The sequence below is a fragment of the Pseudomonas putida genome, assembly GCF_028682455.1.
In the GTDB taxonomy this organism is placed as follows: domain Bacteria; phylum Pseudomonadota; class Gammaproteobacteria; order Pseudomonadales; family Pseudomonadaceae; genus Aquipseudomonas; species Aquipseudomonas putida_AA.
In genome coordinates, this window is sequence record NZ_JANHLD010000003.1 from 1,057,707 (window position 1) to 1,082,937 (window position 25,231).

Annotated in this window: 22 protein-coding genes and 1 riboswitch; of the genes, 15 read left to right on the forward strand and 7 right to left on the reverse strand. The window is 62.7% G+C overall.

Features of this window, described 5'->3' with window-relative positions; all coding sequences use genetic code 11:
* Window positions 1-42: 42 nt before the first annotated feature.
* Window positions 43-375 carry a DMT family transporter gene (locus tag NPS58_RS21930; RefSeq protein ID WP_274117362.1) on the reverse strand — a complete coding sequence of 111 codons (333 nt, stop codon included), beginning with the start codon at window positions 373-375 and terminating at the stop codon, window positions 43-45.
* An 86-nt stretch (window positions 376-461) separates the two neighbouring features.
* On the opposite strand from NPS58_RS21930, the gene NPS58_RS21935 reads away from it, so the two are divergent.
* Both NPS58_RS21935 and waaA read left to right on the forward strand, forming a co-directional pair.
* The gene (locus NPS58_RS21935; protein WP_274117363.1) at window positions 462-1,352 is read left to right on the forward strand and encodes a LysR family transcriptional regulator; all 891 of its coding nucleotides are present in this window, start codon (window positions 462-464) and stop codon (window positions 1,350-1,352) included.
* 14 nt (window positions 1,353-1,366) lie between these two features.
* Window positions 1,367-2,638 carry a lipid IV(A) 3-deoxy-D-manno-octulosonic acid transferase gene (gene waaA / locus NPS58_RS21940; RefSeq protein ID WP_274117364.1) on the forward strand — a complete coding sequence of 424 codons (1,272 nt, stop codon included), beginning with the start codon at window positions 1,367-1,369 and terminating at the stop codon, window positions 2,636-2,638.
* A 55-nt stretch (window positions 2,639-2,693) separates the two neighbouring features.
* Here waaA and NPS58_RS21945 read toward each other — a convergent pair whose 3' ends face one another.
* The gene (locus tag NPS58_RS21945) at window positions 2,694-4,133 is read right to left on the reverse strand and encodes a TolC family outer membrane protein (RefSeq protein ID WP_274117365.1); all 1,440 of its coding nucleotides are present in this window, start codon (window positions 4,131-4,133) and stop codon (window positions 2,694-2,696) included.
* A gap of 142 nt (window positions 4,134-4,275) precedes the next feature.
* Window positions 4,276-4,380: riboswitch (TPP riboswitch) on the forward strand.
* Window positions 4,381-4,537: 157 nt separating this feature from the next.
* Between NPS58_RS21945 and thiC the strand changes: the two genes are divergently transcribed.
* Entirely contained in the window at window positions 4,538-6,424 is a 1,887-nt protein-coding gene (gene thiC / locus NPS58_RS21950) for a phosphomethylpyrimidine synthase ThiC (RefSeq protein WP_274117366.1), read from the forward strand.
* A gap of 97 nt (window positions 6,425-6,521) precedes the next feature.
* Window positions 6,522-7,814, forward strand: coding sequence for a putative hydroxymethylpyrimidine transporter CytX (gene cytX, locus NPS58_RS21955; protein WP_274117367.1), 1,293 nt, complete (start codon window positions 6,522-6,524; stop codon window positions 7,812-7,814).
* Here the strand turns inward: cytX and NPS58_RS21960 are convergent.
* Window positions 7,783-8,529, reverse strand: a complete 747-nt coding sequence (locus NPS58_RS21960) for an RsiV family protein (RefSeq protein WP_274117368.1) — start codon at window positions 8,527-8,529, stop codon at window positions 7,783-7,785. The genes cytX and NPS58_RS21960 overlap by 32 nt on opposite strands.
* A 186-nt stretch (window positions 8,530-8,715) precedes the next feature.
* Here NPS58_RS21960 and NPS58_RS21965 point away from each other — a divergent pair, with 186 nt between their 5' ends.
* The 9 genes from NPS58_RS21965 (at window position 8,716) to NPS58_RS22005 (ending at window position 17,977) form a co-directional block, all read left to right on the forward strand.
* On the forward strand, window positions 8,716-9,333 hold the full coding sequence (locus tag NPS58_RS21965) for an NUDIX domain-containing protein (RefSeq protein ID WP_274117369.1): 618 nt from the start codon (window positions 8,716-8,718) through the stop codon (window positions 9,331-9,333).
* Entirely contained in the window at window positions 9,324-9,776 is a 453-nt protein-coding gene (locus NPS58_RS21970; protein WP_028945651.1) for a DUF1249 domain-containing protein, read from the forward strand. Before NPS58_RS21965 ends, NPS58_RS21970 begins: the two co-directional genes overlap by 10 nt.
* An 84-nt stretch (window positions 9,777-9,860) precedes the next feature.
* Window positions 9,861-10,673 carry a 3',5'-cyclic-AMP phosphodiesterase gene (gene cpdA, locus NPS58_RS21975; protein WP_274117370.1) on the forward strand — a complete coding sequence of 271 codons (813 nt, stop codon included), beginning with the start codon at window positions 9,861-9,863 and terminating at the stop codon, window positions 10,671-10,673.
* Between the two features lie 102 nt (window positions 10,674-10,775).
* On the forward strand, window positions 10,776-11,384 hold the full coding sequence (locus NPS58_RS21980; RefSeq protein ID WP_274117371.1) for a YqiA/YcfP family alpha/beta fold hydrolase: 609 nt from the start codon (window positions 10,776-10,778) through the stop codon (window positions 11,382-11,384).
* Between the two features lie 36 nt (window positions 11,385-11,420).
* Window positions 11,421-13,325 (forward strand): DNA topoisomerase IV subunit B, encoded by a 1,905-nt coding sequence (gene parE, locus NPS58_RS21985; protein ID WP_274117372.1) that lies wholly within the window; start codon window positions 11,421-11,423, stop codon window positions 13,323-13,325.
* A complete protein-coding gene (locus tag NPS58_RS21990; protein WP_274117373.1) occupies window positions 13,322-14,308 on the forward strand; it encodes an esterase-like activity of phytase family protein in 987 nt (328 codons plus the stop codon). The genes parE and NPS58_RS21990 overlap by 4 nt, the downstream gene beginning before the upstream one ends.
* Window positions 14,305-14,823, forward strand: coding sequence for a retropepsin-like aspartic protease family protein (locus NPS58_RS21995; protein ID WP_274117374.1), 519 nt, complete (start codon window positions 14,305-14,307; stop codon window positions 14,821-14,823). Before NPS58_RS21990 ends, NPS58_RS21995 begins: the two co-directional genes overlap by 4 nt.
* A gap of 10 nt (window positions 14,824-14,833) precedes the next feature.
* The gene (parC, locus tag NPS58_RS22000) at window positions 14,834-17,092 is read left to right on the forward strand and encodes a DNA topoisomerase IV subunit A (protein ID WP_274117375.1); all 2,259 of its coding nucleotides are present in this window, start codon (window positions 14,834-14,836) and stop codon (window positions 17,090-17,092) included.
* 177 nt (window positions 17,093-17,269) lie between these two features.
* Window positions 17,270-17,977 carry a PqiC family protein gene (locus NPS58_RS22005; RefSeq protein WP_274117376.1) on the forward strand — a complete coding sequence of 236 codons (708 nt, stop codon included), beginning with the start codon at window positions 17,270-17,272 and terminating at the stop codon, window positions 17,975-17,977.
* Between the two features lie 75 nt (window positions 17,978-18,052).
* Here NPS58_RS22005 and NPS58_RS22010 read toward each other — a convergent pair whose 3' ends face one another.
* Window positions 18,053-19,555 carry a histidine kinase gene (locus NPS58_RS22010; RefSeq protein WP_274117377.1) on the reverse strand — a complete coding sequence of 501 codons (1,503 nt, stop codon included), beginning with the start codon at window positions 19,553-19,555 and terminating at the stop codon, window positions 18,053-18,055.
* Between the two features lie 135 nt (window positions 19,556-19,690).
* On the opposite strand from NPS58_RS22010, the gene serB reads away from it, so the two are divergent.
* Window positions 19,691-20,905 (forward strand): phosphoserine phosphatase SerB, encoded by a 1,215-nt coding sequence (serB, locus tag NPS58_RS22015; protein ID WP_274117378.1) that lies wholly within the window; start codon window positions 19,691-19,693, stop codon window positions 20,903-20,905.
* Between the two features lie 69 nt (window positions 20,906-20,974).
* Here the strand turns inward: serB and asd are convergent, their stop codons facing one another.
* From asd to NPS58_RS22030, 3 genes are read right to left on the reverse strand one after another with little or no spacing between them, the layout of a single operon-like run.
* Window positions 20,975-21,838, reverse strand: coding sequence for an archaetidylserine decarboxylase (gene asd / locus NPS58_RS22020; RefSeq protein WP_274117379.1), 864 nt, complete (start codon window positions 21,836-21,838; stop codon window positions 20,975-20,977).
* Between the two features lie 17 nt (window positions 21,839-21,855).
* On the reverse strand, window positions 21,856-22,665 hold the full coding sequence (locus NPS58_RS22025) for a rhodanese-like domain-containing protein (protein ID WP_274117380.1): 810 nt from the start codon (window positions 22,663-22,665) through the stop codon (window positions 21,856-21,858).
* Between the two features lie 46 nt (window positions 22,666-22,711).
* Window positions 22,712-24,247, reverse strand: a complete 1,536-nt coding sequence (locus NPS58_RS22030; protein ID WP_274117381.1) for an HDOD domain-containing protein — start codon at window positions 24,245-24,247, stop codon at window positions 22,712-22,714.
* 130 nt (window positions 24,248-24,377) lie between these two features.
* Here NPS58_RS22030 and motA point away from each other — a divergent pair, with 130 nt between their 5' ends.
* The gene (gene motA, locus NPS58_RS22035) at window positions 24,378-25,229 is read left to right on the forward strand and encodes a flagellar motor stator protein MotA (protein WP_274117382.1); all 852 of its coding nucleotides are present in this window, start codon (window positions 24,378-24,380) and stop codon (window positions 25,227-25,229) included.
* Window positions 25,230-25,231 lie beyond the last annotated feature (2 nt).

Sequence of the window (25,231 nt, forward strand, 5' to 3'; positions counted from 1 at the left end):
ACAAGCTTGGACAGACGCCCAGTATACAGCCTGTGAAGCGGATCAATGCCCGGCGGTTTTCGAGAACAGCTGGATCACCACCACGCCGCCGACGATCATGGCCATGCCCAGCATGGCCGGGAGGTCCAGCTTCTGCCCGTAGATCACCAATGCCGCGATGCTGATCAGGACGATGCCCAACCCTGACCAGATGGCGTAGGCAATACCCACCGGAATACTGCGCACCACCAGGGTCAGCATCCAGAACGCCACGGCATAGCCGCAGACCATCAGCAGCAGGGGCAGGGGTGTGCTCAGGCCCTTCACGGCCTTCATCGAGGCGGTGGCGATGACTTCGGCGCAGATGGCAATGGCCAGGTAGGTATAGGCATTCATGGGGGCAGTCCTCTGTTCTGGCTGGGCATTCTAGAGCAAGGTTGGATGGGGTAAAGTCATTACCTATCTTTTGTGGAGATAGGTACATGGCCGAACAGTGGAACCTCGAGCAACTGCGGCTGTTCGTGGGCGTGGCCGAGCAACGCTCTTTTTCTGCGGTTGCCCGTTCACAGCGCAAGGCCCAATCGGCGGTGAGCAATGCGATTGCACTGCTGGAAGCGGATCTTGGCATTACGCTGTTCGAGCGCAGCAGCGGCCGTCAGCCGCGCCTGACGGAAGCAGGGGCCGCCTTGCTGGAGGATGCCCGCGAACTGTTGCGTCAGTGCGAGCGCCTGGACGGCAGGGCGCTGGCGCTGATGCGCGGCCAGGAAGCGCAGCTGCGAGTGGCCCAGGACGAAGCCATGCCCTATCAGCCGGTGATCGACAGCCTCGATGAACTGGCCCAGCACTTCCCCTTGCTTGAGGTGCAGTTGGCCAGCGGGGCCCAGGGCGACGTGGCGCGCAAACTGGTGGAGCGCCGTGCGGACCTCGGCTTGTTGTTCCACCATGAGCGCATGCCGCCGGCGCTTGAGCGACAGGCCCTGGGGCAAGTTGAGATGGTCACGGTATGCGCTGTGAACCACCCCTTGGCGCGGTTGCCTCGCGTCAATCGCCAGCAATTGGCCAGGCATCGGCAGTTATTGATCACCCCTCAAGAGAGCGGTTACCCAGGGGGCGAGCCGATCAGCCCGCAGATCTGGCGGGCCGACAGCTTCTACGCGATAGCCGAGCTGTTGATGCGCGGCCTGGGTTGGGCCTGGTTGCCCCGGCATGTGGTGCAGTATCCGACTTACCATGCGCAGATGGTCGAGCTGAGCAGTGAGTGGACGCCACCGCCGCTGGTGGTCGAGCTGGTCTGGCGACGCGATGAGCCCCTCGGGCCTGCTGCACAGTGGTTGGCCGAGCGCTTCGCAGTGCACTTGCGCGCCATTGGCTAGTACACTTTGGCGCCATGAACAGAACTCTATATTCCCTGCTGTTTCACCTGGGCCTGCCGCTGGTTGCGCTGCGCCTGTTCTTGCGCTCACGCAAGGCTCCTGCCTATGCACAACGCATCGGCGAGCGCTTTGCCCTCAACCTGCCGAGTATGGCCAAGGGCGGGATCTGGGTGCATGCCGTGTCGGTGGGCGAAAGCATTGCCGCCGCGCCGATGATTCGCGCGCTGCTCAAGGCTCATCCACAGCTGCCGATCACCATCACTTGCATGACCCCGACCGGCTCCGAGCGCGTGCGGGCGATGTTCGCCGACGAACCGCGGATTCAGCATTGCTACCTGCCCTACGACCTGCCCTGGGCAGCCGGGCGCTTCCTCGACCATATCCAGCCCCGGCTTGCAGTGATCATGGAAACCGAGTTGTGGCCCAACCACATTCATCAATGTGCCAAGCGCGGCATCCCGGTGGCCCTGGCCAATGCGCGCTTGTCCGAGCGCTCGGCCCGCGGCTATGCACGCTTTGCCGGGCTGACCCGGCCGATGCTGGGCGAGATGAGCTTTATAGCCGTGCAGACAGAAGTCGAGGCCGAGCGCTTCCGCCAACTGGGCGCTCGCCCGGAATGTGTGCAAGTGACCGGCTCGATCAAGTTCGATTTGCGCATCGACGAACAACTGCTGCCCCGTGCACGGGATCTGCGGGCGCAGTGGCAGGCCAGCCAGCGTCCGGTATGGATCGCCGCCAGCACCCATGAAGGCGAAGATGAAGTTATTCTCGCCGCCCACCGCCAGTTGCTCGCCCAGCATGCCGATGCATTGCTGATCCTGGTACCGCGCCACCCGGAACGTTTCAACGCGGTATTCGAATTGTGCTGTGCACAGTTCCCGACCTGCCGCCGTTCCAGTGGCGAGCCGGTGAGCGAAGAAACGGCGGTGCTGTTGGGCGACACGATGGGTGAGTTGCTGTTCCTGTATGCCCTGGCCGATATCGCTTTTGTCGGCGGCAGCCTGGTGCCCAATGGCGGGCACAACCTGCTGGAGCCGGCGGCGCTGTCATTGCCGGTGCTCAGTGGCCCGCACCTGTTCAATTTCCTGGAGATCGCAGCGATGTTGCGCGAAGCCGGGGCGCTGCAGGAAGTGGAGGATGCCCAGGGATTGAAGGCGCAGGTGCAGCGCTTGATCGAGCTGCCGCAGGATGCGCTGCGCATGGGCGAAGCGGGGCGGGCGGTAATGCAGGCCAACCAGGGCGCCTTGCAGCGGTTGCTGGAGGGGTTGGGGCGCTTGATTCGCTAGCGTAATGCCGGCTCCCACTCCAATGCTGTAGGAGCCGGCATTGCCTGCGATGGGTTCAGGGCCTGGCGTCGAAATTCGCCTTGGCCGCGGCAGCCAGGTCAGGCGGCAGGAAGTCCTTGTCCGGGTTGTAGTCCGGTTTCAGGTACCGGGCCAGGTCCGACAGGTCCTGCGGGCTCAAGGTGCCCGCCGCCTGCTTCAGGCGCAGGTTGTCGAGGATGTAGTCGTAGCGGGTGTTGTTGTAGTCGCGCACCGAGGTGTACAGCTGGCGCTGGGCATCGAGCACGTCGACGATATTGCGGGTACCGACCTGGTAACCGATTTCAGTGGCTTCCAGTGCGCTCTGGTTGGAGATGATCGACTGCTTGCGCGCCTGTACCTGCTCGACGTCGGTGTTGACCGCGCGGTGCAGGTTGCGGGTGTTCTCCACCACCTGGCGGCGCAGGCTTTCGCGCTGTTGTTCGGTCTGGCTCAAGCGCTGGTATGCCTCGCGCACCTGGGAACTGGTCAGGCCGCCACTGTAGATCGGGATATTCAGTTGCAGGCCAATACTGGTCTGCTCGACATCACCGCTGAAGTCGGGTGCTCCGAAAGCCGGGTTGGGGTTGGTGAAGCCCAGGCTGTCGTTGTCGCCTTTCTGGTAACGCGCTACCGCATCGACTGTTGGCGCATGCCCGGCCTTGCGCTGGCGCAGGGTTTCTTCGGCCGCGTCGACCGCATAGTTGGTCGCCAACAGGTTGAGGTTCTGCTTGCCGGCGGTTTCGACCCAGGCCTTGGCATCGTTCGGGATCGGTACCTGCACCGGCAGGGTGTGGACGATGCCCTGTACCGAGTTGTAGTAGCGGTTGGTAAGGGTGATCAGCGCCTCGAAGGCGTCGTCCACCTGGCGCTGGGCGACGATGCGGTTGGCCCGCGCCGTGTCGTAGCTGGCCTGGGACTGCAGCACGTCGGTCTTGTCGGACAGGCCCACGTCGAAACGCTCATTGGATTGGTCGAGCTGGCGCTTGAAAGCCGCTTCCTCGGCCTTGGTCGAGGCCAGGGTGTCCTGGGCGCGCAGCACGGCGAAGTAGTTTTCCGCGGTTTGCAGAATCAGGTTCTGCTCGGTGGCCGACAGCTCCAGCGCTGCCTGTTCGTTGACCGCCTCGGCGGCTTGCAACTGGAACCAGCGATCGGCACGGAACACCGGCTGCGCCAGCGTGGCCTGCCACGAGTTGCCGCTGCGGCTGGCGGTTGCCGAGGGAGTGTCGATCTTGGTGCGGGTGTTCATCATATCGGCACCGGCCGAGAGGTTCGGCAGCAGGCCGGCTCGGGCCTGGGGTACCACTTCCTTGCGGGCGCCATAGTCGGCGCGGGCAGCGGCGAGGTCGGCGTTGTTGTTCACAGCTTCCTGGTAGACGCTGACCAGGTCGGTCTTTGCCGACAAGGGCACATCTGCTGCCCAGGCCATTCCGTTGGTAGCACAAGACACGGCAAGGGCCAGTGAAAGTTTGCGCAGCATAGGGCGATCCTTGAACAATTGAGTGTTTCTGAACCGGTGAGTGTAGATGCGCGGACACTTTGCAACAATCTGCCATTTGCGCCATTTATCGTGGCCGTGCTTGTACTGTTGGCTTTGCAGGCGACTCCAGTCTAGACTGGGCGCGTTCTTGTCGGGGTGCCTTGCGTTGAGGCTGAGATCGGATAATCCGGATCCCGTTGAACCTGATCAGGTTAGCGCCTGCGTAGGGAACAAGATTTCTCGCTTTCCCGGCGAGTCTCTTGTGCCAGGTCCGGGAATGTCGAGTCAGCCGTTGCAGCTGCAGGCATCACCGCGCATTTGGCACAGCACCGTCCTTGGTGCGTCCGTGCCTTTCAGGTTCTCCCCGACATTCCACTGCTAGGAAGCCGTCTGGAGAGCCTGTGATGAGTAAACAAGAAAAATACGCCAATCTGAGTGAGTCGGCCCAGGTCGATCAACAGTCCGTACAGCCGTTCACCCGCTCGCGCAAAATCTATGTCGAAGGCTCGCGCCCGGATATCCGCGTACCCATGCGCGAAATCAGCCTGGATGACACCCCCACCGACTTCGGCGGCGAGCCCAATGCCCCGGTGCTGGTCTACGACACCTCCGGCCCCTACACCGATCCTGATGTCGTCATCGATGTGCGCAAGGGCCTGGGCGATGTCCGCTCGGCCTGGATCGATGCCCGTGGTGACACCGAGCGCCTGGAAGGCCTGTCGTCGAACTTCGGCCAACAACGCCTGGCCGATGCCGAGCTGACCAAGCTGCGCTTTGCCCACGTGCGCAACCCGCGCCGGGCCAAGGCCGGCGCCAACGTCAGCCAGATGCACTACGCGCGCCAAGGCATCATCACCGCCGAGATGGAATACGTCGCCATCCGCGAGAACATGAAGCTGCAGGAGGCCCGCGCCGCTGGCCTGTTGACGCAGCAGCACGCCGGGCACAGCTTCGGCGCCAGCATCCCGAAAGAAATCACCGCCGAATTCGTCCGCGAGGAAATCGCCCGCGGTCGCGCGATCATTCCGGCCAACATCAACCACGTGGAGCTGGAGCCGATGATCATCGGCCGCAACTTCCTGGTGAAGATCAACGGCAACATCGGCAACAGCGCCCTGGGCTCGTCGATCGAAGAAGAAGTGGCCAAGCTCACCTGGGGCATTCGCTGGGGCTCGGACACCGTCATGGATCTGTCCACCGGCAAGCACATCCATGAAACCCGCGAGTGGATCATCCGCAACTCGCCAGTGCCGATCGGCACCGTGCCGATCTACCAGGCGCTGGAGAAAGTCAACGGTGTGGCCGAAGACCTGACCTGGGAGCTGTTCCGCGACACCTTGATCGAGCAGGCCGAGCAGGGCGTGGACTACTTCACCATCCACGCTGGCGTACTGCTGCGCTATGTGCCGCTCACGGCCAAGCGTGTCACCGGTATCGTCAGCCGCGGTGGTTCGATCATGGCCAAGTGGTGCCTGGCGCATCACAAAGAGAACTTCCTCTACACCCACTTCGACGAAATCTGCGAAATCATGAAGGCCTATGACGTCAGCTTCTCGCTGGGCGATGGCCTGCGCCCGGGCTCGATCGCCGACGCCAACGATGCCGCGCAATTCGGCGAGCTGGAAACCCTCGGCGAGCTGACCAAGATCGCCTGGAAGCATGACGTGCAGTGCATGATCGAAGGCCCGGGCCATGTGCCGATGCAGTTGATCAAGGAGAACATGGACAAGCAGCTGGAATGCTGCGACGAAGCGCCGTTCTACACCCTTGGCCCGCTGACCACCGACATTGCCCCGGGCTACGATCACATCACCTCCGGTATCGGTGCGGCGATGATCGGCTGGTTCGGTTGCGCCATGCTCTGCTACGTCACGCCCAAGGAACACCTGGGCTTGCCGAACAAGGATGACGTCAAGACCGGCATCATCACCTACAAGATCGCGGCCCATGCCGCCGACCTTGCCAAGGGCCATCCGGGGGCGCAGATCCGCGATAACGCCTTGTCCAAGGCGCGGTTCGAGTTCCGCTGGGAAGACCAGTTCAACCTGGGCCTGGATCCGGACACGGCGCGCTCGTTCCATGACGAGACGCTACCCAAGGACTCGGCCAAGGTCGCCCACTTCTGCTCGATGTGCGGGCCAAAGTTCTGTTCGATGAAAATCACCCAGGAAGTGCGTGAGTACGCCGCCAACCAGCGCATCGACGCGGTGGATGTGGCCGTCGAGGACGGCATGCGCGAGCAGGCCGAGCGGTTCCGCCAGGAAGGCAGCCAGTTGTACAAGAAGGTTTAAAACTGCATCGCGGGGCAAGCCCGCTCCAGTGGGAGCGGACTTGCCCCGCGACAGGGCCCTAAAAAACAACAAACCTCTCCCTGTCGAGATCCCTTTTGTGAGCACTCCCAGCCAATTCTCCCCCGACTTTCCCGTCACCACCCAACAACGCGTCCTCAGTGGTCGCGATCTGTGTTCCCTGTGGTTTTCCCTCGGTATCGGCCTGATGGTCCTGCAGACCGGTGCCTTGCTCGGCCCCGGCCTTGGCCTGGCCAACGCGATACTGGCAATTATCCTCGGCACCAGCGTGGGGGTTCTGCTGCTGGCAGCCGTCGGCGTCATCGGCAGCGACACGGGCCTTTCGTCCATGGCTGCCTTGCGCCGTAGCCTGGGGCGTGACGGCGCGCGCCTGCCGGCACTGCTCAACCTGTTGCAACTGATCGGTTGGGGTTCGTTCGAAATCATTGTCATGCGAGATGCCGCGAGCCTCCTGGGCGCCCGCGCATTCGGCGAGGACAGTGCGCTGACCAACCCACTGCTCTGGACCTTGTGCTTTGGTGCCCTGGCCACCCTGCTAGCCGTCAGCGGTCCGCTGACCTTCGTGCGCAAGATCCTGCGCAAGTGGGGTATCTGGCTGTTGCTCGGCGCCTGCCTGTGGCTGACCTGGAACCTGTTTGCCAAGGCGGATCTTGCCGCCCTCTGGGCGCGTGCCGGCGATGGTTCGATGTCGTTGGCCGTGGGTATCGATATCGCCATCGCCATGCCGCTGTCGTGGCTGCCGCTGATTGCCGACTATTCACGGTTCAGCCGCCATGCCAGTCGGGTTTTCATCGGCACGGCGCTGGGCTATTTCGTGGGCAACGTATGGATGATGAGCCTCGGCGTGGCGTACACCCTGGCCTTTGCCCCGGCGGGGGAGGTCAACACCTTGTTGCTGGCGCTGGCCGGTGCCGGCCTTGGGATTCCGCTGCTGCTGATCCTGCTCGATGAGTCGGAAAAAGCGTTCGCCGACATCCACTCGGCGGCGGTTTCCACTGGCCTGCTGGTTCGCCTCAAGGTCGAGCACCTGGCCCTGGCCATCGGCGTGCTGTGCACCCTGATCGCCTGTTTCGCGCCGCTGGCGCAGTACCAGAACTTCCTGTTGCTGATAGGTTCGGTGTTCGCCCCGTTGTTCGGTGTGGTGCTGGTCGATCACTTCATCGTGCGTCGCCGCCGCAGTGATGCCAGCCCGATCCACAGCCTGCACTGGCGGGCGCTGGTCGCCTGGGGTTGTGGGGTCGCCACTTATCACCTGCTGGCCCACTACGCCGCGGATGTCGGCTCGACCCTGCCGGCCTTGCTGCTGGCAGGGTGTGTGTACTGGATGGCGGCGCCGTCCGTCAGCCGCGACCGGGAAACAACTCCGGCTTGATGATGCCGTTCAGGCGCGGGTAAGGGATCTTGAGTTCGATGTGGCCCATGGAATACGGGGCGATGGCATACACTTCGTACTTGAGGACCACCGCGCCGTAGGTCAGGGCGATGTGCGGGGTCTGGCGGAACGGCCAGGTCTTGACGAACTCGGCGTCCTTGTCCATGCCTGTGCTGATCAGCCAGCCCTTGTGGGCTTCTTCGGCGGTCTTCCAGAACGTCGCTTCCTGGCCCGGTACCAGCATGTCCTGCAGGGTCAGGACCTTGTCCTGCTGGCGCGAATAGTTGATGAAGCCACGCCCCGGCATACCGTGGGCGCCGCCGGTGTCCAGGTAGCTGGACAGCTCGATGATCACCAGTCCGTCATGCTGCTCGCGTACCTTGGCTTGCAGGTAGCTGCTGTGTCGGCTTTCGGCGCTGGCCATGAATTTGTCTTCATAGGCCTTGAGCGAAGTCGGCAGGGCGTCGCGCTCGTTATCCTGGGTCATCTGCAGCAGACGTTTCTCGACGATCGCGTCCAGTTTTGGATTGGCCGGGAAGTGAATGGTGTCGATATTGACCAGCGGGCAATCGGCCGTATTGCAACCGGGCTTAATGTGCTCCCAGCGGTCGCGCTTGACCTCCAGTGGCGTGCGCATATTGGGCTGGAACAAGCTTTGACAGGCGCCCAGGGCCAGGGCCAGCACGGCCACGGTAGTCAGTTTCACAAGCGTCATGATGATCCTTGTAAGGCAAAGGTAATCGGGCTTGGACCGTCGGCATGGCCTTCAGTTCGCCACTAAGCTCAATACATCAGCAGGCTGTCTATCCTCGCAGCCAGGGCGCTATCTTTAAAGGGGTGAAACACGACGGTGCGCAGGTTAGGATGGCGCGATGCGGTACACGAGGTTATGAGGATTCCCATGTCAGATACGCTGAACACTGTGCCCAAGGACGTCGAGATCGTCGAGCGGCTGAACTGCTTCAAGGGCTTCTACCAGCTCGACCGGGTACGCCTGCGCCATGAACTGTTCGCCGGTGGCATGGGCCGGGAGATCAGCCGCGAATTGTTCGTGCGCCACGATGCCGTGTGTGTGTTGCCCTACGACGCCCAGCGTGACGAAGTCGTGCTGATCGAGCAGTTCCGCGTCGGCGCGCTGGGCAAGGTTGCCAACCCTTGGCTGATCGAACTGGTCGCTGGTCTGATCGATAAAGAGGAAGTGCCAGAAGAAGTTGCACACCGCGAGGCGCAGGAGGAAGCTGGGCTGAAGCTTCATACACTGTGGCCGATGACGCGGTATTTCCCGTCCCCAGGCGGCAGTGATGAATACGTGCACTTGTATCTTGGGCGTTGCGACAGCGCTGGGGCGGGCGGTCTGCATGGCCTGGAGGAAGAGGGCGAAGATATTCGCGTGAAGGTCTGGGCGTTCGAGGATGCGCTGCAGGCAGTGCGCGATGGGCTGATCGCCAATGCGGCAACCATCATTGCCTTGCAGTGGCTGGCCTTGAACCGGGATGAAGTCAGGGGGCTATGGTCGTGAATCTGTTGCGCGAACGCTACCGGGTCGATCTGGTCGGCTTGCAAGCGGCCTGCGAGGCCAACTATGCGCGCTTGATGCGTTTGTTGCCTGATATGCGCAGCGCGCAAAGCTCGCGTCGCATCGGCATGACCCAAGGTGACCAGATGCTGGGCGTGCTGGTCCTGGATGTGGTGCTCGCCTGTCCTTATACCACCACCCTGCGTGTTCGCCAGGAGCACAGCCTGCCGTGGCTGCCGGTGCCGCAACTGGAAGTGCAGGTGTATCACGATGCGCGCATGGCCGAGGTGGTCAGCGCCGAACATGCCCGGCGTTTTCGCAGCATCTACCCCTATCCCAATGCGGCGATGCACCAGCCCGATGAAAAGGCCCAGCTCAATCTGTTCCTCGGCGAATGGCTGAGCCACTGCCTGGCGTGCGGTCATGAGCTTGCCGTCGTTCGCTGAAATGTGACGCGGGTTGTTTTCGAGTATTTGCTCAAGCCCTGCCAGCCGCCATAATCGCGCTGAATCCGCCCAAGGAGTCGGCCCTTGCCGCAACAATCTTCCCCTCATGACGACGCGCCGGTGTACCTGGTGCAACTCACCGACAGCCACCTGTTTGCCGACGCGAACCGTACATTGCTGGGCATGAATACCCGCGAAAGCCTGCAACGGGTCATCGAGCGCGTGAGCGCCGAGCAACCGCGCATCGACTTGCTGCTGGCCACGGGCGACCTGTCACAGGATGGCACGCAAGCGTCCTATGCCAGTTTTCGCGAACTGACGGCGAGCCTCAAGGCGCCGGCGCGCTGGCTCGCCGGCAACCACGACGAGCCCGTGCCGATGGAGCAGGCAGCGCAGGGCACGCAGTTCCTGGACCCTTTGGTGGATATCGGCAACTGGCGCGTGCTGATGCTCAATTCGGCGATACCCGGCGCAGTGCCTGGGGTGCTTGACGAGGGCCAACTCGGATTGCTCGATCAGGCCTTGAGGGAAGCGCCAGGGCGTCACCACTTGATCTGCTTTCATCACCAGCCGGTCAGCATCGGTTGCGCCTGGATGGCACCGATCGGCTTGCGCAACGCTGACGCCCTGTTTGCCGTGCTGGACCGCTACCCGCAGGTGCGTGCCGTGCTGTGGGGGCATGTTCATCAGGAATGGGACCAGCTGCGTAACGGTGTCCGGCTGCTGGCTTCGCCCTCTACCTGTATCCAGTTCGAGCCGGGCAGTGAAGATTTCAAGGTCGGTGAGCAGGCGCCAGGGTACCGTTGGCTCCACCTGAATCCGGACGGCTCGATCGACACCGGTGTATCGCGGGTGGTCGATTTCGAGTTCACCATTGATTACGACGACGGTTATTAAGTGTTGCCAATTGGTTGAATCCATTCACTCCGTCGCCGATCAGGCTAAAATGCGCGATTTTCAGCCTGGCACGCAAGGCCAGGCAGTTGCATCGGGGGCGGTATGTCGGGATCGATTCTTTATATTCACGGGTTCAACAGCGCGCCCTCTTCGAAGAAGGCCTGCCAACTGGTCGCAGTGATGCAGCAGATCGGCCTGGGCGAGCAATTGCGCGTGCCGGCCCTGCATCATCACCCTCGCCAGGCCATGGCCCAGCTCGAAGCCGACATCGCTGAGCTCGAATCGCCATTACTGGTCGGCAGCTCGCTCGGGGGCTACTATGCCACCCACCTGGCCGAGCGCCACGGACTCAAGGCGCTGCTGATCAACCCCGCAGTCAACCCGCACCGTCTGTTCGATGGGTACCTGGGTCCTCAGAAAAACCATTACACCGGTGAAACCTGGGAACTGACCCACGACCACGTGCAGGCCCTGGCCGAACTCGAGGTCGCCGCGCCCACCGATGCCGCGCGCTATCAAGTCTGGCTGCAGACCGCCGATGAGACTCTGGACTATCGCCGGGCCGAGCAGTTCTACCGCGCCTGCGCCCTGCGTATCCAGGCCGGCGGCGATCACAGTTTCCAGGGATTTGCCGAGCGGCTGCCGGCCTTGCTGAGCTTTGCCGGCATCGACCCGCAGCAGTACCAATCGCTCGATTTTTCTGTATTTTGATGACTTATTTTCACCCACGACTGACGACGAGAACCCATGGCCATTCCCAGCGCTAGTGCCTATAACGCAGACGCCATCGAAGTCCTCTCGGGCCTTGACCCGGTGCGCAAGCGCCCGGGCATGTACACCGATACCAGCCGGCCCAACCACCTGGCCCAGGAAGTCATCGACAACAGCGTCGACGAAGCCCTGGCCGGGCACGCCAAGTCGGTGCAGGTGATCCTTCACGCCGACCACTCGCTGGAAGTGTCCGACGACGGACGCGGAATGCCGGTAGACATCCACCCTGAAGAGGGTGTGTCGGGGGTCGAGCTGATCCTCACCAAGCTGCATGCCGGCGGCAAATTCTCCAACAAGAACTACCAGTTCTCCGGCGGTCTGCACGGGGTGGGTATTTCTGTGGTCAACGCCTTGTCCAGCCAGGTGCGGGTCAAGGTCAAGCGCGACGGCAACGAATACCAGATGACCTTCGCCGATGGCTACAAAGCCACCGAGCTGGAAGTGGTCGGCACGGTCGGCAAGCGCAATACTGGCACCAGCGTATACTTCGCGCCGGATCCCAAGTACTTCGACTCCCCCAAATTCTCCATCAGCCGCCTCAAGCATGTGCTCAAGGCCAAGGCTGTGCTGTGCCCGGGGCTGCTGGTCAGCTTCGAAGACAAGGCCAGTGGCGAGAAGGTCGAGTGGCACTACGAAGACGGCCTGCGCTCCTACCTGGTCGATTCGGTCAGCGAGTTCCTGCGCCTGCCCGACGAACCGTTCTGCGGCAGCCTGGCCGGTAACAAGGAGGCCGTAGACTGGGCCCTGCTGTGGTTGCCAGAAGGTGGCGACAGCGTCCAGGAAAGCTACGTCAACCTGATCCCTACCGCTCAGGGCGGTACTCACGTCAACGGCTTGCGCCAGGGCCTGCTCGATGCCATGCGCGAGTTCTGCGAGTTCCGCAACCTGTTGCCGCGCGGGGTCAAGCTGGCCCCAGAGGACGTCTGGGAGCGCATCACCTTCGTGCTCTCGATGAAAATGCAGGAGCCGCAATTCTCCGGGCAGACCAAAGAGCGCCTGTCGTCCCGCGAGGCGGCCGCGTTTGTTTCCGGCGTGGTCAAGGATGCCTTCAGCCTGTGGCTCAACGCTCATCCCGAGCTGGGCATGCAGCTGGCAGAACTGGCCATCAACAACGCCGGTCGTCGCCTCAAGGCCAGCAAGAAAGTCGAACGCAAGCGCGTCACCCAGGGGCCGGCTCTGCCGGGCAAGCTGGCCGATTGCGCCGGGCAAGACCCGATGCGTGCCGAATTGTTCCTGGTCGAGGGTGACTCGGCCGGTGGCTCGGCCAAGCAGGCGCGCGACAAGGAATTCCAGGCGATCCTGCCGCTACGCGGCAAGATCCTCAACACCTGGGAAGTCGATGGGGGGGAAGTCCTGGCCAGCCAGGAAGTGCACAACATTGCCGTGGCCATCGGCGTCGACCCGGGCGCGGCGGACATGAGCCAGCTGCGCTACGGCAAGATCTGCATTCTCGCCGACGCCGACTCCGACGGCCTGCACATCGCCACGCTGCTGTGCGCGCTGTTCGTCCAACATTTTCGCCCGCTGGTCGAAGCCGGCCACGTGTATGTGGCCATGCCGCCGCTCTACCGTATCGACCTGGGCAAGGAGATCTACTACGCCCTGGACGAAGCCGAGCGAGATGGCATTCTCGATCGCCTGGTCGCCGAGAAAAAACGCGGCAAGCCACAGGTCACCCGATTCAAGGGCCTGGGTGAAATGAACCCGCCACAGCTGCGGGAAACCACCATGGACCCGAACACCCGTCGCCTGGTGCAACTGACCCTGGATGACCTGGACGGCACCCGCGAGATCATGGACATGCTGCTTGCCAAGAAGCGTGCCGGTGATCGCAAGACCTGGCTGGAATCCAAGGGCAACCTGGCTGAGGTCCTGGCTTGATTCGTCTGCTCCTGGCAGCGGTACTTGGTGTATTTGCCCTGTCATCGCAGGCAGCGCCATGGCCTGAGCTCAGGCTGGTCAGCGAGCACCCGGTCGACGGCATGCGCGGTGGCAACCTGTCGGGCCTGGCCTTGTGCAAGGGCGAGCTGTGGGCAGTTTCGGACCGCGACGACGACTTGTTGTACCGGATGAATATCCAGGCACCGGTGTGGCAGGCCGAATCCATACCACTGGCGGCGCCACCGGTTCCGGAAAGCGGCTTGCCCTGGGGCTTGCGTTCGCGTAGCTGGGCGGCCGGCAAGGTGCGCGGTGGCGACCTGGACTTCGAGGGCATCACCTGTGATACCGCCGGCAATCGCTATGTGGTCAGCGAGGCCCATGCGGCCGTGCTGCAGGTGCCGGTCGACGGAGAGCCCAACTGGCTGAAGATCGACCCGAGCCTGGTTCGCCAGGCGCGCGCCAGCGGCATGCTGCTGCATTTCAATGCCTTGTTCGAAGGCTTGGCCGTGAGCCCGGCCGGTGATCGCCTCTGGCTGGCGGCCGAGCGTGAGCGTCGTGGCCTGCTGTTGATCAATCGTCAGCAAACGGTGTGGAGCTGTGACGGTGGCTGTGTGTTGCTGAGCGAGGCAGGCGTGGAGATGCAACCCGTGCAGATGCCCGATGCCCGTGCATTGCCACGCGACTTTGCCGACCTTGCGCTGTTCAACAACTCGCTGTTCACCCTGGAGCGCAATGCCCACCGGATATGCCGTCGCGATGCAGCCACCGCGAAAATCGAGCGTTGCTGGTCGTTCGCCGCCGATGCGCTGGCCGAGACACGGCAGTACACCCAGCCTTTCGGCCTGGCCGAAGCCCTGGTGATCGATGCCAAGGGCGCCTGGATCGGCGTGGACAACAATGGTGCAACGCGCAACGACGGCGAGTCGCGGCCCGTGGTCTGGCGATTCGCTGCCCCTGAGGGCGGCTGGAGCGCCAAGCCATGAGCCAGCCACCGGGAAAGCGTGCTGGCAGGGTATTGCTGGTGCTCGCATGGGCGGCCGGCCTGTTCCTGGCCACACGTTTTTTCGGTGAATGGGAGCAGCGTCAGGCCAACCCCAACACCCAGATCAGTTCGCAGCATGGCGAAGGTTTTATCGAAGTGCAGTTGGCGGGTAACGGCCAAGGGCATTTCGTCGCCGATGGCCAGATCAATGGCCAAGCGGTACATTTTCTGCTCGATACCGGCGCCACCGACGTGGCGATTCCCGAAAGGCTGGCCGGCAAGCTTGATCTTGAGCGCGGTGCTCCGGTGACGCTGAGTACCGCCAATGGACGCACCCAGGGCTATCGCACGCGCCTGGACTCGCTACAGCTGGGCGATATCCAGTTGCGCGAAGTACGCGCCCTGGTGGTGCCGGGGCTGGATGGCGACCAGGTCTTGCTGGGCATGAGCGCCCTGAAACAACTCGAATTTACCCAGCGTGGTGGCACCTTGCTGCTGCGCCAGAACCTGAAATGATGAGGCCCGCATGAGCGACTCCCTTGATCTCAGCCTCGATGGCGTAGAGCGCCGGTCACTGGCTGACTTCACCGAACAGGCCTACCTCAACTACTCCATGTACGTGATCATGGACCGCGCCTTGCCGCATATCGGCGACGGCCTGAAGCCGGTGCAGCGACGCATCGTCTATGCCATGAGCGAACTGGGCCTGGACGCCGATTCCAAGCACAAGAAATCGGCGCGTACCGTCGGTGACGTGCTCGGCAAGTTCCACCCTCACGGCGACTCGGCCTGTTACGAAGCCATGGTGTTGATGGCGCAGCCCTTCAGCTACCGCTACACCCTGGTCGATGGCCAGGGCAACTGGGGTGCGCCGGACGATCCGAAGTCGTTCGCCGCCATGCGTTACACCGAGGCGCGCCTGTCGCGCTATTCCGAAGTGCTGCTCAGCGAACTGGGCCAGGGTACTGCCGACTGGGTTCCCAACTTCGACGGTACCCTGGACGAGCCGGCGGTATTGCCGGCGCGCCTGCCTAACATCCTGCTCAACGGCACCACCGGTATCGCCGTGGGCATGGCCACCGACGTGCCGCCACACAACCTGCGTGAAGTTGCCAGCGCCTGTGTGCGTTTGCTGGACGAGCCCAAGGCTACCGTCGAGCAGCTGTGCGAGCACATCCAGGGGCCGGACTATCCGACCGAAGCCGAAATCATCACGCCGCGCTCCGAATTGCTGAAGATCTACGAAAGCGGCCGGGGTTCGGTACGCATGCGTGCGGTCTACCGTATCGAGGATGGCGATATCGTGGTCACCGCCTTGCCGCACCAGGTGTCCGGGGCCAAGGTACTGGAACAGATCGCGGCACAGATGCAGGCCAAGAAGCTGCCGATGGTCGCTGACCTGCGCGATGAATCCGACCACGAGAACCCCTGCCGGATCGTGATCATCGCCCGCTCCAATCGGGTCGACCTCGACGAACTGATGCAGCACCTGTTCGCCACCACCGACCTTGAATCCAGTTACCGGGTCAACGTCAACATCATCGGCCTCGATGGCCGCCCGCAGCTTAAAAACCTGCGCGCGTTGCTGGTCGAGTGGCTGGAGTTCCGCGTGCAGACGGTGCGTCGCCGCCTCAAGTTCCGCCTGGACAAGGTCGAGCGCCGCCTGCACCTGCTCGAAGGCCTGCTGGTTGCCTTCCTCAACCTGGATGAAGTGATCCACATCATTCGTACCGAGGAGCAGCCCAAGGCCGCGCTGATTGCCCGCTTCGACCTGACCGAAACCCAGGCCGAGTACATCCTCGAAACCCGCCTGCGCCAGTTGGCGCGGCTCGAAGAGATGAAGATCCGCAACGAACAGGACGAGCTGGCCAAGGAGCAAGCCAAGCTGGCCGCCCTGCTTGGTAGTGAAAGCAAGCTGCGCAAGCTGGTCCGTGCCGAGCTGATCAAGGACGCCGAAACCTACGGTGATGACCGTCGCTCGCCAATTGTCGAGCGTGCTGAAGCCAAGGCCTTGTCGGAAAACGAGCTGATGCCGACCGAGCCGGTCACCGTGGTGCTGTCCGAGAAGGGTTGGGTGCGTTGCGCCAAGGGCCATGACATTGACGCCACGGGCCTGTCCTACAAGGCTGGGGATGGTTTCAAGACCGCCGCGGCAGGCCGTTCCAATCAGTTCGCCGTGTTTATCGACTCCACTGGACGCAGCTACTCGGTCGCCGCCCATACGTTGCCATCGGCCCGTGGGCAGGGCGAACCGCTGACGGGACGTCTGACGCCACCCCCTGGCGCAGGGTTTGAATGCGTTTTGCTGCCTGAAGACGATGCCTTGTATGTCATTGCCTCCGACGCCGGCTACGGCTTCGTGGTCAAGGGTGAAGACCTGCAGGCCAAGAACAAGGCCGGCAAGGCCCTGCTCAGTTTGCCGAATGGCGCCAAGGTCATCGCCCCGCGTGCAGTAGCCGACCGTGAGCAGAACTGGCTGGCCGCGGTGACGACCGAAGGTCGCCTGCTGATTTTCAAAATCAGCGACCTGCCACAGCTTGGTAAAGGAAAGGGCAATAAAATCATTGGTATTCCGGGTGACCGGGTAGCCAGTCGTGAAGAATATGTCACTGATTTGGCGGTGATTCCCGACGGTGCGACCCTTGTGTTGCAGGCTGGTAAGCGTACCCTGTCGCTAAAGGCGGACGACCTGGAACACTACAAGGGCGAGCGCGGCCGTCGGGGCAACAAGCTGCCGCGTGGCTTCCAGCGGGTAGACGCTTTGTTGGTCGAGAACGTCGGGTAAAGCCCGGTCATCAGCCCCGAATGGGTAATTTCGCGCCCGTTCGGGGTTGAAACACTGGAGTCGAACCGCTATTTCGCGGATGATAGGCCCCTTGTGGCATCAGCGTGGCTGTGTGCCCGAACGAATCTATATGAGTATCACTGCGGTTTGCCTTGTGGCGGCCGCCTGGATGGGATGATGAAATTTCTGCGCCTTCCGTTTGTTCTGCTGATCAGTGGCGTACTCGGACTGGCCGGTTGCAGCATGCACCAGCCGGTATCCCTGTATCAGCTCGACAGTGGCGAGCCTGGCCAACCCAAGCAAAGTGCGGGCATGGCCGTCGTGCTCGGCCCGGTATCGGTTGCCGACTACCTGCAGCGTGAAACCCTGCTTCAGCGCCAAGCCGATGGTAGCCTGACCGCGGCCACCGATGGTCGTTGGGCGGGCAGCCTGTCGGCAGACATCGACCAGTTGCTGGTGCGCCAGTTGGCCTGGCGCCTGGACAGCCAGCGCGTAGTGCTGGCGCCGGGCAACACGGGCTTCACGCCGGACGTACAGGTCTTGCTGTCGATCACTCGACTGGATTCCGGTGCCAACCAGCCTGCGGTGCTCGATGCCCAGTGGCGCTTGCTCGACCGTCGCGGCCAGGTGCGTGACAACCGCATTGTCCACCTGGAGCAGCAGCACCAGGGCAGCGCTGCGGCGCAGGTGCAGGCCCAGGGCCAGCTGCTGCAGAAGCTGGCCGAACAACTGAGCATTGCCCTCAAGCCGCTGGCCAACCAGCCGCCAATCGCTGAAGAGCAACCGAAGAAAGCCGCGCCGGTGCAAGTGCGCAAGGAGCCGGAGAAGCCGAAGATTCCACTGGCTACGCCGATTCGCACCGACATGGAAGTGTTCCGCTTCTAAGCCGAGCAGATACAAAAAAGCCCGCAGCGATGCGGGCTTTTTTGTGGTTGCGATTGCGACCCCGGCGAACCGGGATCAGCTCTTGACCCGGCGCTCGTGCATCCGCGCCAGTTGGCGCTCCAGCATCGACGGGTAGGGCTCCATCAGGCGCTCCACGCAGCAGGCACCCTCGGGGCTGGCAATCGGGCGGATGCGGGCACGCTGGCGGATCAGGGCGTCGTCGCTGATCTTGCGCTCTACCAGCAGCAGGTTGCGGCTGTGTTGCGACAGTGCCAGGGCATCCTGGGCCTTCTCGGTCAGTAGCAGGTCGATCTGGCTCATGCCATCCAGGCCTTCGCCCAGGGCCAGGCCCAGCTGCAGTTGCAAGGTGATTCCGCTGTCGGCTACCTCGATCTGCAGGGCGTGCCCGAGGGCGCGCAGCAACTCGCCGCAGCAGATGGCATTGGTGAGGTAGTCCTCGCCGCTGTCCTGCTTGTGGAACAGCATCAGGGTGCTGCCGTCATTGAGGGTATGCACTTCGCTTTCATACAGGGACGCGGCCTGGTCGAGGCAATCGCGATAGCGTTCCAGCAGCTCGGTCAGGCGAGCCCGTGGCAAGCGGCGAAGTTGTTCCTGGGACCCCAGTTGCACCGCCAGGACGGCGCTGGCCTGTGGCTCGCGCTTGGCTGCAGGGGTGGCAGGTTGCGTGGGGCTCTCGGGTTCTTCGTCGAGCAGGTCGGCAAACGCGTCGTCGCTTTCATCGTCGTCAACGGCAGGCTTGCTTGCCCTGTTGACCGCGGGCGCTTCGTCGAAGCTTGGATCTCGCAGGTTGCGGACCTTGAACTCGGGCTCTTCGTCTTCGAAATGCTCTTCTTCGACGTCTTCTTCCGGCTCGATTTCCCGTGGCGGTGGTGCCAGGCGTGCGTGCAGCTGGCGCGCCAGGTCGCCGATCTCGTCCTGGCGCTCGATGGCCGGGGTGAATTCGTTGATGTCACGCAGCCAGACCCGCAGTTGCAGCAAGGGCGTGGAGATGAAGCGCCCCAGGCGCAGGCTCATGGCCAGCGCCAGGGCCAACAGGATACCGGCGAGAATGCCCATGCTCTGCAGGCTGATGGTCAGCGGCTGCTGGAACTGGCTCATGTCCAGGCTGATGCGCAGTTGGCCAGCGGTCACGTCCTGGAAAGTGATCTTGGTCTGGTACAGGCCTTCTGCCTCGCCCAGCAGGCCGTTTTTCGGGCGTTGGCCGGCTTCGGCAAGAATCCGGTTGTCGACGCTGTAGATGGCGGCATGGGCGACCAGCGGGTTTTTCACCAGATTGCCCAGCAGCACATTGAGGCTGAGGATGTCGTTGGACACCAGCAGCTCAGTAGCCGAGGTTGCGGTCTGCGTGGTCAGGCTCTGCCCAAGGGCATCGGCTTGTTCATGCATGGCCTGCTTGAATTGCAAACCCATCACGCAGGCATAGATCACCAGAGCCAGTGCCACCAGGAACACGTTATGGCAGGCGATCCGCAGCGCAAGCGGCACACGGCGTTGGCGCAGAGCATGAAAAATCAGCAGGAAGAAGTTGTCAGTCTTAACGGGCGTGGGCCGGTTCACAGAGCGCGGCTCTTTATGTCGGAGAAGTTGCTGCGCAGTATAGCGAGCGCTCAAGGGGCGGCAAAGTATCGGCTGCGCCCGATGGTCTGTGAAAATCGGTAGAATGCGCTTTTTTTCTACGAGTCGGAGCCCGTCTTGCGCGAAATCGTTCTGATTAACATCACCGGTGAGGACCGCCCCGGTCTCACTGCGGCCATCACCGGCGTCCTGGCCCAGGGTGGTGTGAACATCCTCGACATCGGTCAGGCGGTGATTCACGACACCCTGTCCTTTGGCATCCTGGTGGAAATCCCGGATACCGAGAAGGCTTCTTCGGTACTGAAAAACATTCTGTTTGCGGGCTACGAACTCGATCAACAGGTGCGCTTCACGCCTGTTTCCGAAGCCGACTACCAGAGCTGGGTCGAAGGCCAGGGCAAGGCCCGCCATATCGTGACCCTGCTGACCCGCAAGGTGACTGCCGAGCAGTTGCAGCGTGTCAGCTCGATCACCGCCAAGTACGGCTTGAACATCGACCACATCGACCGGCTGTCCGGGCGTGTGGCGCTGGACACACCGATTGACCAGGGCAAAGGCTGCATCGAGTTCTCGGTGCGAGGCGAGCCCGCGGACCCGCAGGCCCTGCGCGCTGAGTTCCTGAGCGTGGCCCAGGAGCTGAACGTCGATATCGCCTTCCAGCAGGACTCGCTGTTCCGTCGCAACCGTCGCCTGGCGGTGTTCGACATGGACTCGACGTTGATCGAGGCAGAGGTGATCGACGAACTGGCCAAGGCTGCCGGCGTCGGTGAACAGGTTTCGGAAATCACCGAGCGAGCCATGCGCGGCGAACTGGACTTCCGCGCAAGCTTCAAGGAGCGCCTGGCTTTGCTCAAGGGGCTGGATGTGGGTGTGCTGGACGAAATCGGTGCCTCGCTGCGCCTGACCGAAGGCGCCGAAACCCTGTTCGCCGAACTCAAGCGCCTGGGCTACAAGACGGCAATCCTGTCCGGCGGCTTCACTTACTTTGCCAAGCAACTGCAGGCCAAGCTGGGCATCGACTACGTCTTTGCCAACGAGCTGGAAGTGGTTGACGGCAAGGTGACCGGTGTCGCGGTCGAGCCGATTGTCGACGCCCAGCGCAAGGCCGACCTGCTCGGTGAGCTGGCGCGCAAGGAAGGTTTGCAGATGGAACAGACCATTGCCGTGGGGGATGGCGCAAACGACCTGCCGATGCTGGCCATTGCCGGTCTGGGTGTCGCGTTCCGTGCCAAGCCGCTGGTCAAGCAGTCGGCCAAGCAGGCGATTTCGACCTTGGGGCTGGACGGTGTGCTGTATCTGTTGGGATTGCGCGACCGCGACGGCCGCGCCTGATCCTTCAATCGCGGGGCAAGCCCGCTCCTACCGAGATTGTAGGAGCGGGCTTGCCCCGCGATTTCGTTCTCAAGCCTGGGCAGGCATTGCCAGGCACTGGCCCATGCTCACCGCAGACCCTGCGCCGAGCGCCTCAGCCCACTTGACCTGATCCGGCCCGAACAGCACGACGGCGGTCGAGCCCAGTTTGAAGCGGCCCAGTTCCGCACCTTTTTCCAGGTGGATCGGCGCACGGCTGGCTTCGTCGTAGCGGAATGTCTTGAGCTCACGCTTGGGTGGTGTCACCAGGCCTGCCCAGACGGTTTCGATCGAGGCGACGATCATTGCGCCGACGAGCACGACGGCCATTGGCCCGCGCTCGGTATCGAACAGGCAAACCACGCGTTCGTTGCGGGCAAACAGCTCCGGCACGTTTTCGGCCGTGGTCTGGTTGACCGAGAACAGGCGGCCCGGCACGTAGATCATTTCGCGCAGGGTGCCGGCCAGCGGCATGTGCACGCGGTGGTAGTCCTTGGGTGACAGGTAGATGGTGGCGAATTCGCCGCCCATGAACGGCGCGGCGTTGGCCGGATCGCCGCCCAGCAGCTCCAGGGCGCTGAAGCTGTGGCCCTTGGCCTGGAAAATTCGACCGTGCTCGATAGGGCCGAGCTGGCTGACAGCGCCGTCGGCCGGGCAGAGAATGGCCCCCGGGGTTTCATCCAGCGGGCGGGCGCCAGGTTTCAGGGCGCGGGTGAAAAAAGCATTGAAGTGCTCATAGGCAGTGACGTCTTCGACCAGGGCCTGGGACATGTCGACCTGGTAGCGCTTGGCGAACCAGCTGGTGAAGGCGTTCTTGAACCAGCGCACGCGGCACTCGGCAATGCAGCCGGCCAGGCGCGACAGCAGGTGGTGCGGCAGCAGGTACTGGCTGATGATAAACAAGCGGGATTTCATTGGGTTTCCTTGATTCTTCAATGTTCTACAGGCGTATCCGGGTGATTGCCCCATTCGCCCCAAGAGCCGGCATAGGCCTTGACCCGCGGGTAGCCCAGGGCCTTGGCTACCAGGTAGGTAAAGCCGGAACGGTGGTGAGTCTGGCAGTGGGTAACCACTTCCTTGTCTTTGCTGATGCCCAGCCGTTCGAGGATTTCGGGCATGTCCTTGCGAATGCGCAAGTGATCGTTCAGGTCCATGCCGGCAGTCCACTCGAAGTTGACCGCGCCAGGGATGTGTCCGCCTTTGGCAGCCAGCACTTTGTCCCCGCGATACTCGGCAGGGCTGCGGGCATCCCAGATGGCAAGGTCATCGGCGCCGAGGCGGCTTTGCAGGTACTCGCGAGTAGCGGTGGGGGCTTCGTGAAGGGTCAGGCTGACCGGGCCCCCAGCACTTGCGGGTACGTCGATGCTGAGATTGTTCGCCGGCCACGCCTGGGCGCCGCCATTGAGGTAGTGGTAGCGGGTGTGGCCGATCACGTCGAGCAGCCAGATGAAACGACCGGCCCAACCGCCGCCTTCGTCGTCGTACACCACGTACACCGCATTGGCGTTGTGCCCCAGCTCACCGAACAGTTTTTCGAGGTCAGCCTTGGCCGGCAGCAAGCCCGGCGCGGGTGGCTGACCCAGTTGGGTGCGCTTGGGATCGATGAAGCGTGCCCCGGGGATATGGCCGCTGCCATAGCGATTGGCGCTGGTCAGGTCGACCAGGATCAACTCTGGCGCATCAAGCCGGGCTTGCAGGTCTACCGGCTCAATTACCAGGGGCAAGCCAGAAAAATCAGTCATCCAGAGTCTCCATGTCAGGGCAGAGGGGGCGATTGTAGCGCATGGGTCAGGCGCTGCGGTGGCTGAAGGTGGTCAGGGCCCTTTCGATGCACTGCGCGGTTTTGCCGAAGGCCTGCACGCTGACATCTGCCAGCGGTTTACCCCCCTGGTCGGCTACCAGCAGCATCACGGCCCGGCCATTGCTGGAGAGTGAACGTAGCAACAGGTGTTCGCTGCGAAACAGTGCGCGCAGGCCAGGCGGTAGCAGGGGCGTGAATTGTGCCTGGTTCTCGGGGGTCAGGCGCAGTTGCGCCGATTTGCTCATCAGGCGCTGCAGCAGTTTGTTGTGCTCGATGGGCAGCACAAGGCTGGCCGCGTCGTCTGGCAGTCCGGCCAGTTGATGGACCCGCAACAGGCTCTGTTGCTTGTCGGTCATCATCAGTACCATCCGTTGCATGCCGCAAGCTGTCAGAGCGTCACGGGCCTGGCTGGTCAAGTGCAGGGCATTGGTGAACGGGCTGGGTTCGACCAGCAGTTGCGCGCAGAGTTTGCGCCAGGTCCCCAGGGCCTGGGCAGAGGGAGGCGGCGGCGCCACCTGGCCGGGGTGCAGGCGCTGTTGATCCCAGGGCCAGAGCAATGCTTCGGCGGGGTGGAACAGCCCGGTGCAGGGGTGCTTGCGGGCGCTGATGGCCGCCTGTTGGTGCACCAGTTGCTGGACGTCGTCCAGCGAGGTCTGCAGGTACAGGCTGCAGAGCATCTGCCAGCGCATGACGTGGCCAGTGGTCCAGCCCACCTGTGCGGCGAGGGCCAGGCCATTGGCCAACAGCACCGTGTTGGAAGGCTGGTTGAACCAGCGGCGCAAGGCCGGGTTTTCGTCCAGGCGCTGCTGCTGGTGCAGGCTGTTCTGGTCGCGGGCGATGTGCAGGGCCTGCGCCAGCAGGCGGCGTTCGTCCTGGAGCAGGTGGTAGCCGCGGGTAACCCAGTCCGGCAGGCGCCAGTGCTCGGCCAGGGCCTTGCACAGGCTCAATATCCGCACGCCAAACAGTTCATGCTCCACCCGCTGCGCCGACTCGCCCTTGTGTACCACCCGCAGTTCCCAGTCTTCGAGCAGTTTGGGGTAGGTCAGGGCCAGGGGCCACAGTGGCGACAGGAACAGCAGGCTGCCCCAGTGAATTTCTTGCCAGAGCCGCGCCAGGCGACTGGCGAACAGGCCGTTGGCCTGCTGGCTGGCGTGCTGGCTGACCAGTTGCAACTGGCGCAGTGTCGGCGGGATCTCTTGGTCGGGAACCACAGGCAGGCGCTCCAGCAGCGCCGTCGTGCGCGCCAGCCCCAGTCGATTGAGGGCAATCTCCAGGCTTTCGGCCGGTTCGCCCAGGCTGGTGTTGGTGTGGTGGTTGGCCTCGCGCATCACGCTGAGCACCAGGGCCGGGCTTCCCTGCATCAACTCGGCGATGTCGCGCAGCGAGCGGCGGCTATCGGCCATCGCCGCATTCACCCGTTCGTAGCTGGCCTGGGGAATCGGCAGGCGCACGCTGTCGAGCAGTTTGATCCAGGCATCGAGCGATTGTGGTGTTTGACTTGGCACGGTGGTTTCAATAGGCATGCTGGAGGGGGCCGAACTGGCTTTTCGCCTTGACTGACTATAGTCTGGCGCAGATCTGCCGATAAGTAGAAGAAGAGTTTTATTAACTTCCGCTCACGACCCTGACCACGACTGTAAGTGCTTTCTACCTATGGCTAAAATTATCGGCATCATCGTCGTATTCGCGAGTGTGCTCGGCGGATATGTTCTCTCTCACGGCAAGATTGCAGCACTGATCCAGCCTTTTGAAGTGCTGATCATTGGCGGTGCGGCCTTTGGTGCGTTCCTTCAGGCCAACCCGGGTTACATGACCATGCATGTAATCAAGAAGTCCCTGAAGATGTTCGGTACGCGCTTTACCCACACGTTCTATATAGAAGTGCTGGGGCTGGTCTACGAGATTCTCAACAAGAGCCGGCGCGAAGGCATGATGGCGATCGAAGCCGATATCGAAGACGCCGCGGCCAGTCCGATTTTTGCCAAGTACCCGGCTGTGCTCGGCGATGAGCGCATGACGGCGTACATCTGCGACTACCTGCGCATCATGTCCACCGGCAACATGGCACCCCACGAGCTCGAAGGCCTGTTCGACATGGAGCTGTTGAGTATGAAGGAAGAGCTCGAGCATCCCTCCCATGCTGTGACCGGCATTGCCGACGGCATGCCAGGCTTCGGTATCGTCGCGGCGGTACTGGGTATCGTGGTGACCATGGCTTCGCTGGGCGATGGCGATCAACAGTCGATCGGCTTGCACGTGGGGGCGGCGTTGGTCGGTACCTTCTTCGGTATTCTTGCCGCGTACGGTTTCTTCGGCCCCCTGGCGACCGCGCTGCGCCAGGATGCCAAGGAAGAGCTCAATGTCTACGAAGCGATCAAGGCGTCGCTGGTGGCCTCGGCCTCCGGCATGCCGCCGTCGCTTGCCGTAGAGTTCGGGCGCAAGGTGCTGTACCCGGCCCACCGTCCAAGCTTTTCCGAGCTGGAACAAGCGGTTCGCGGACGCTGAGT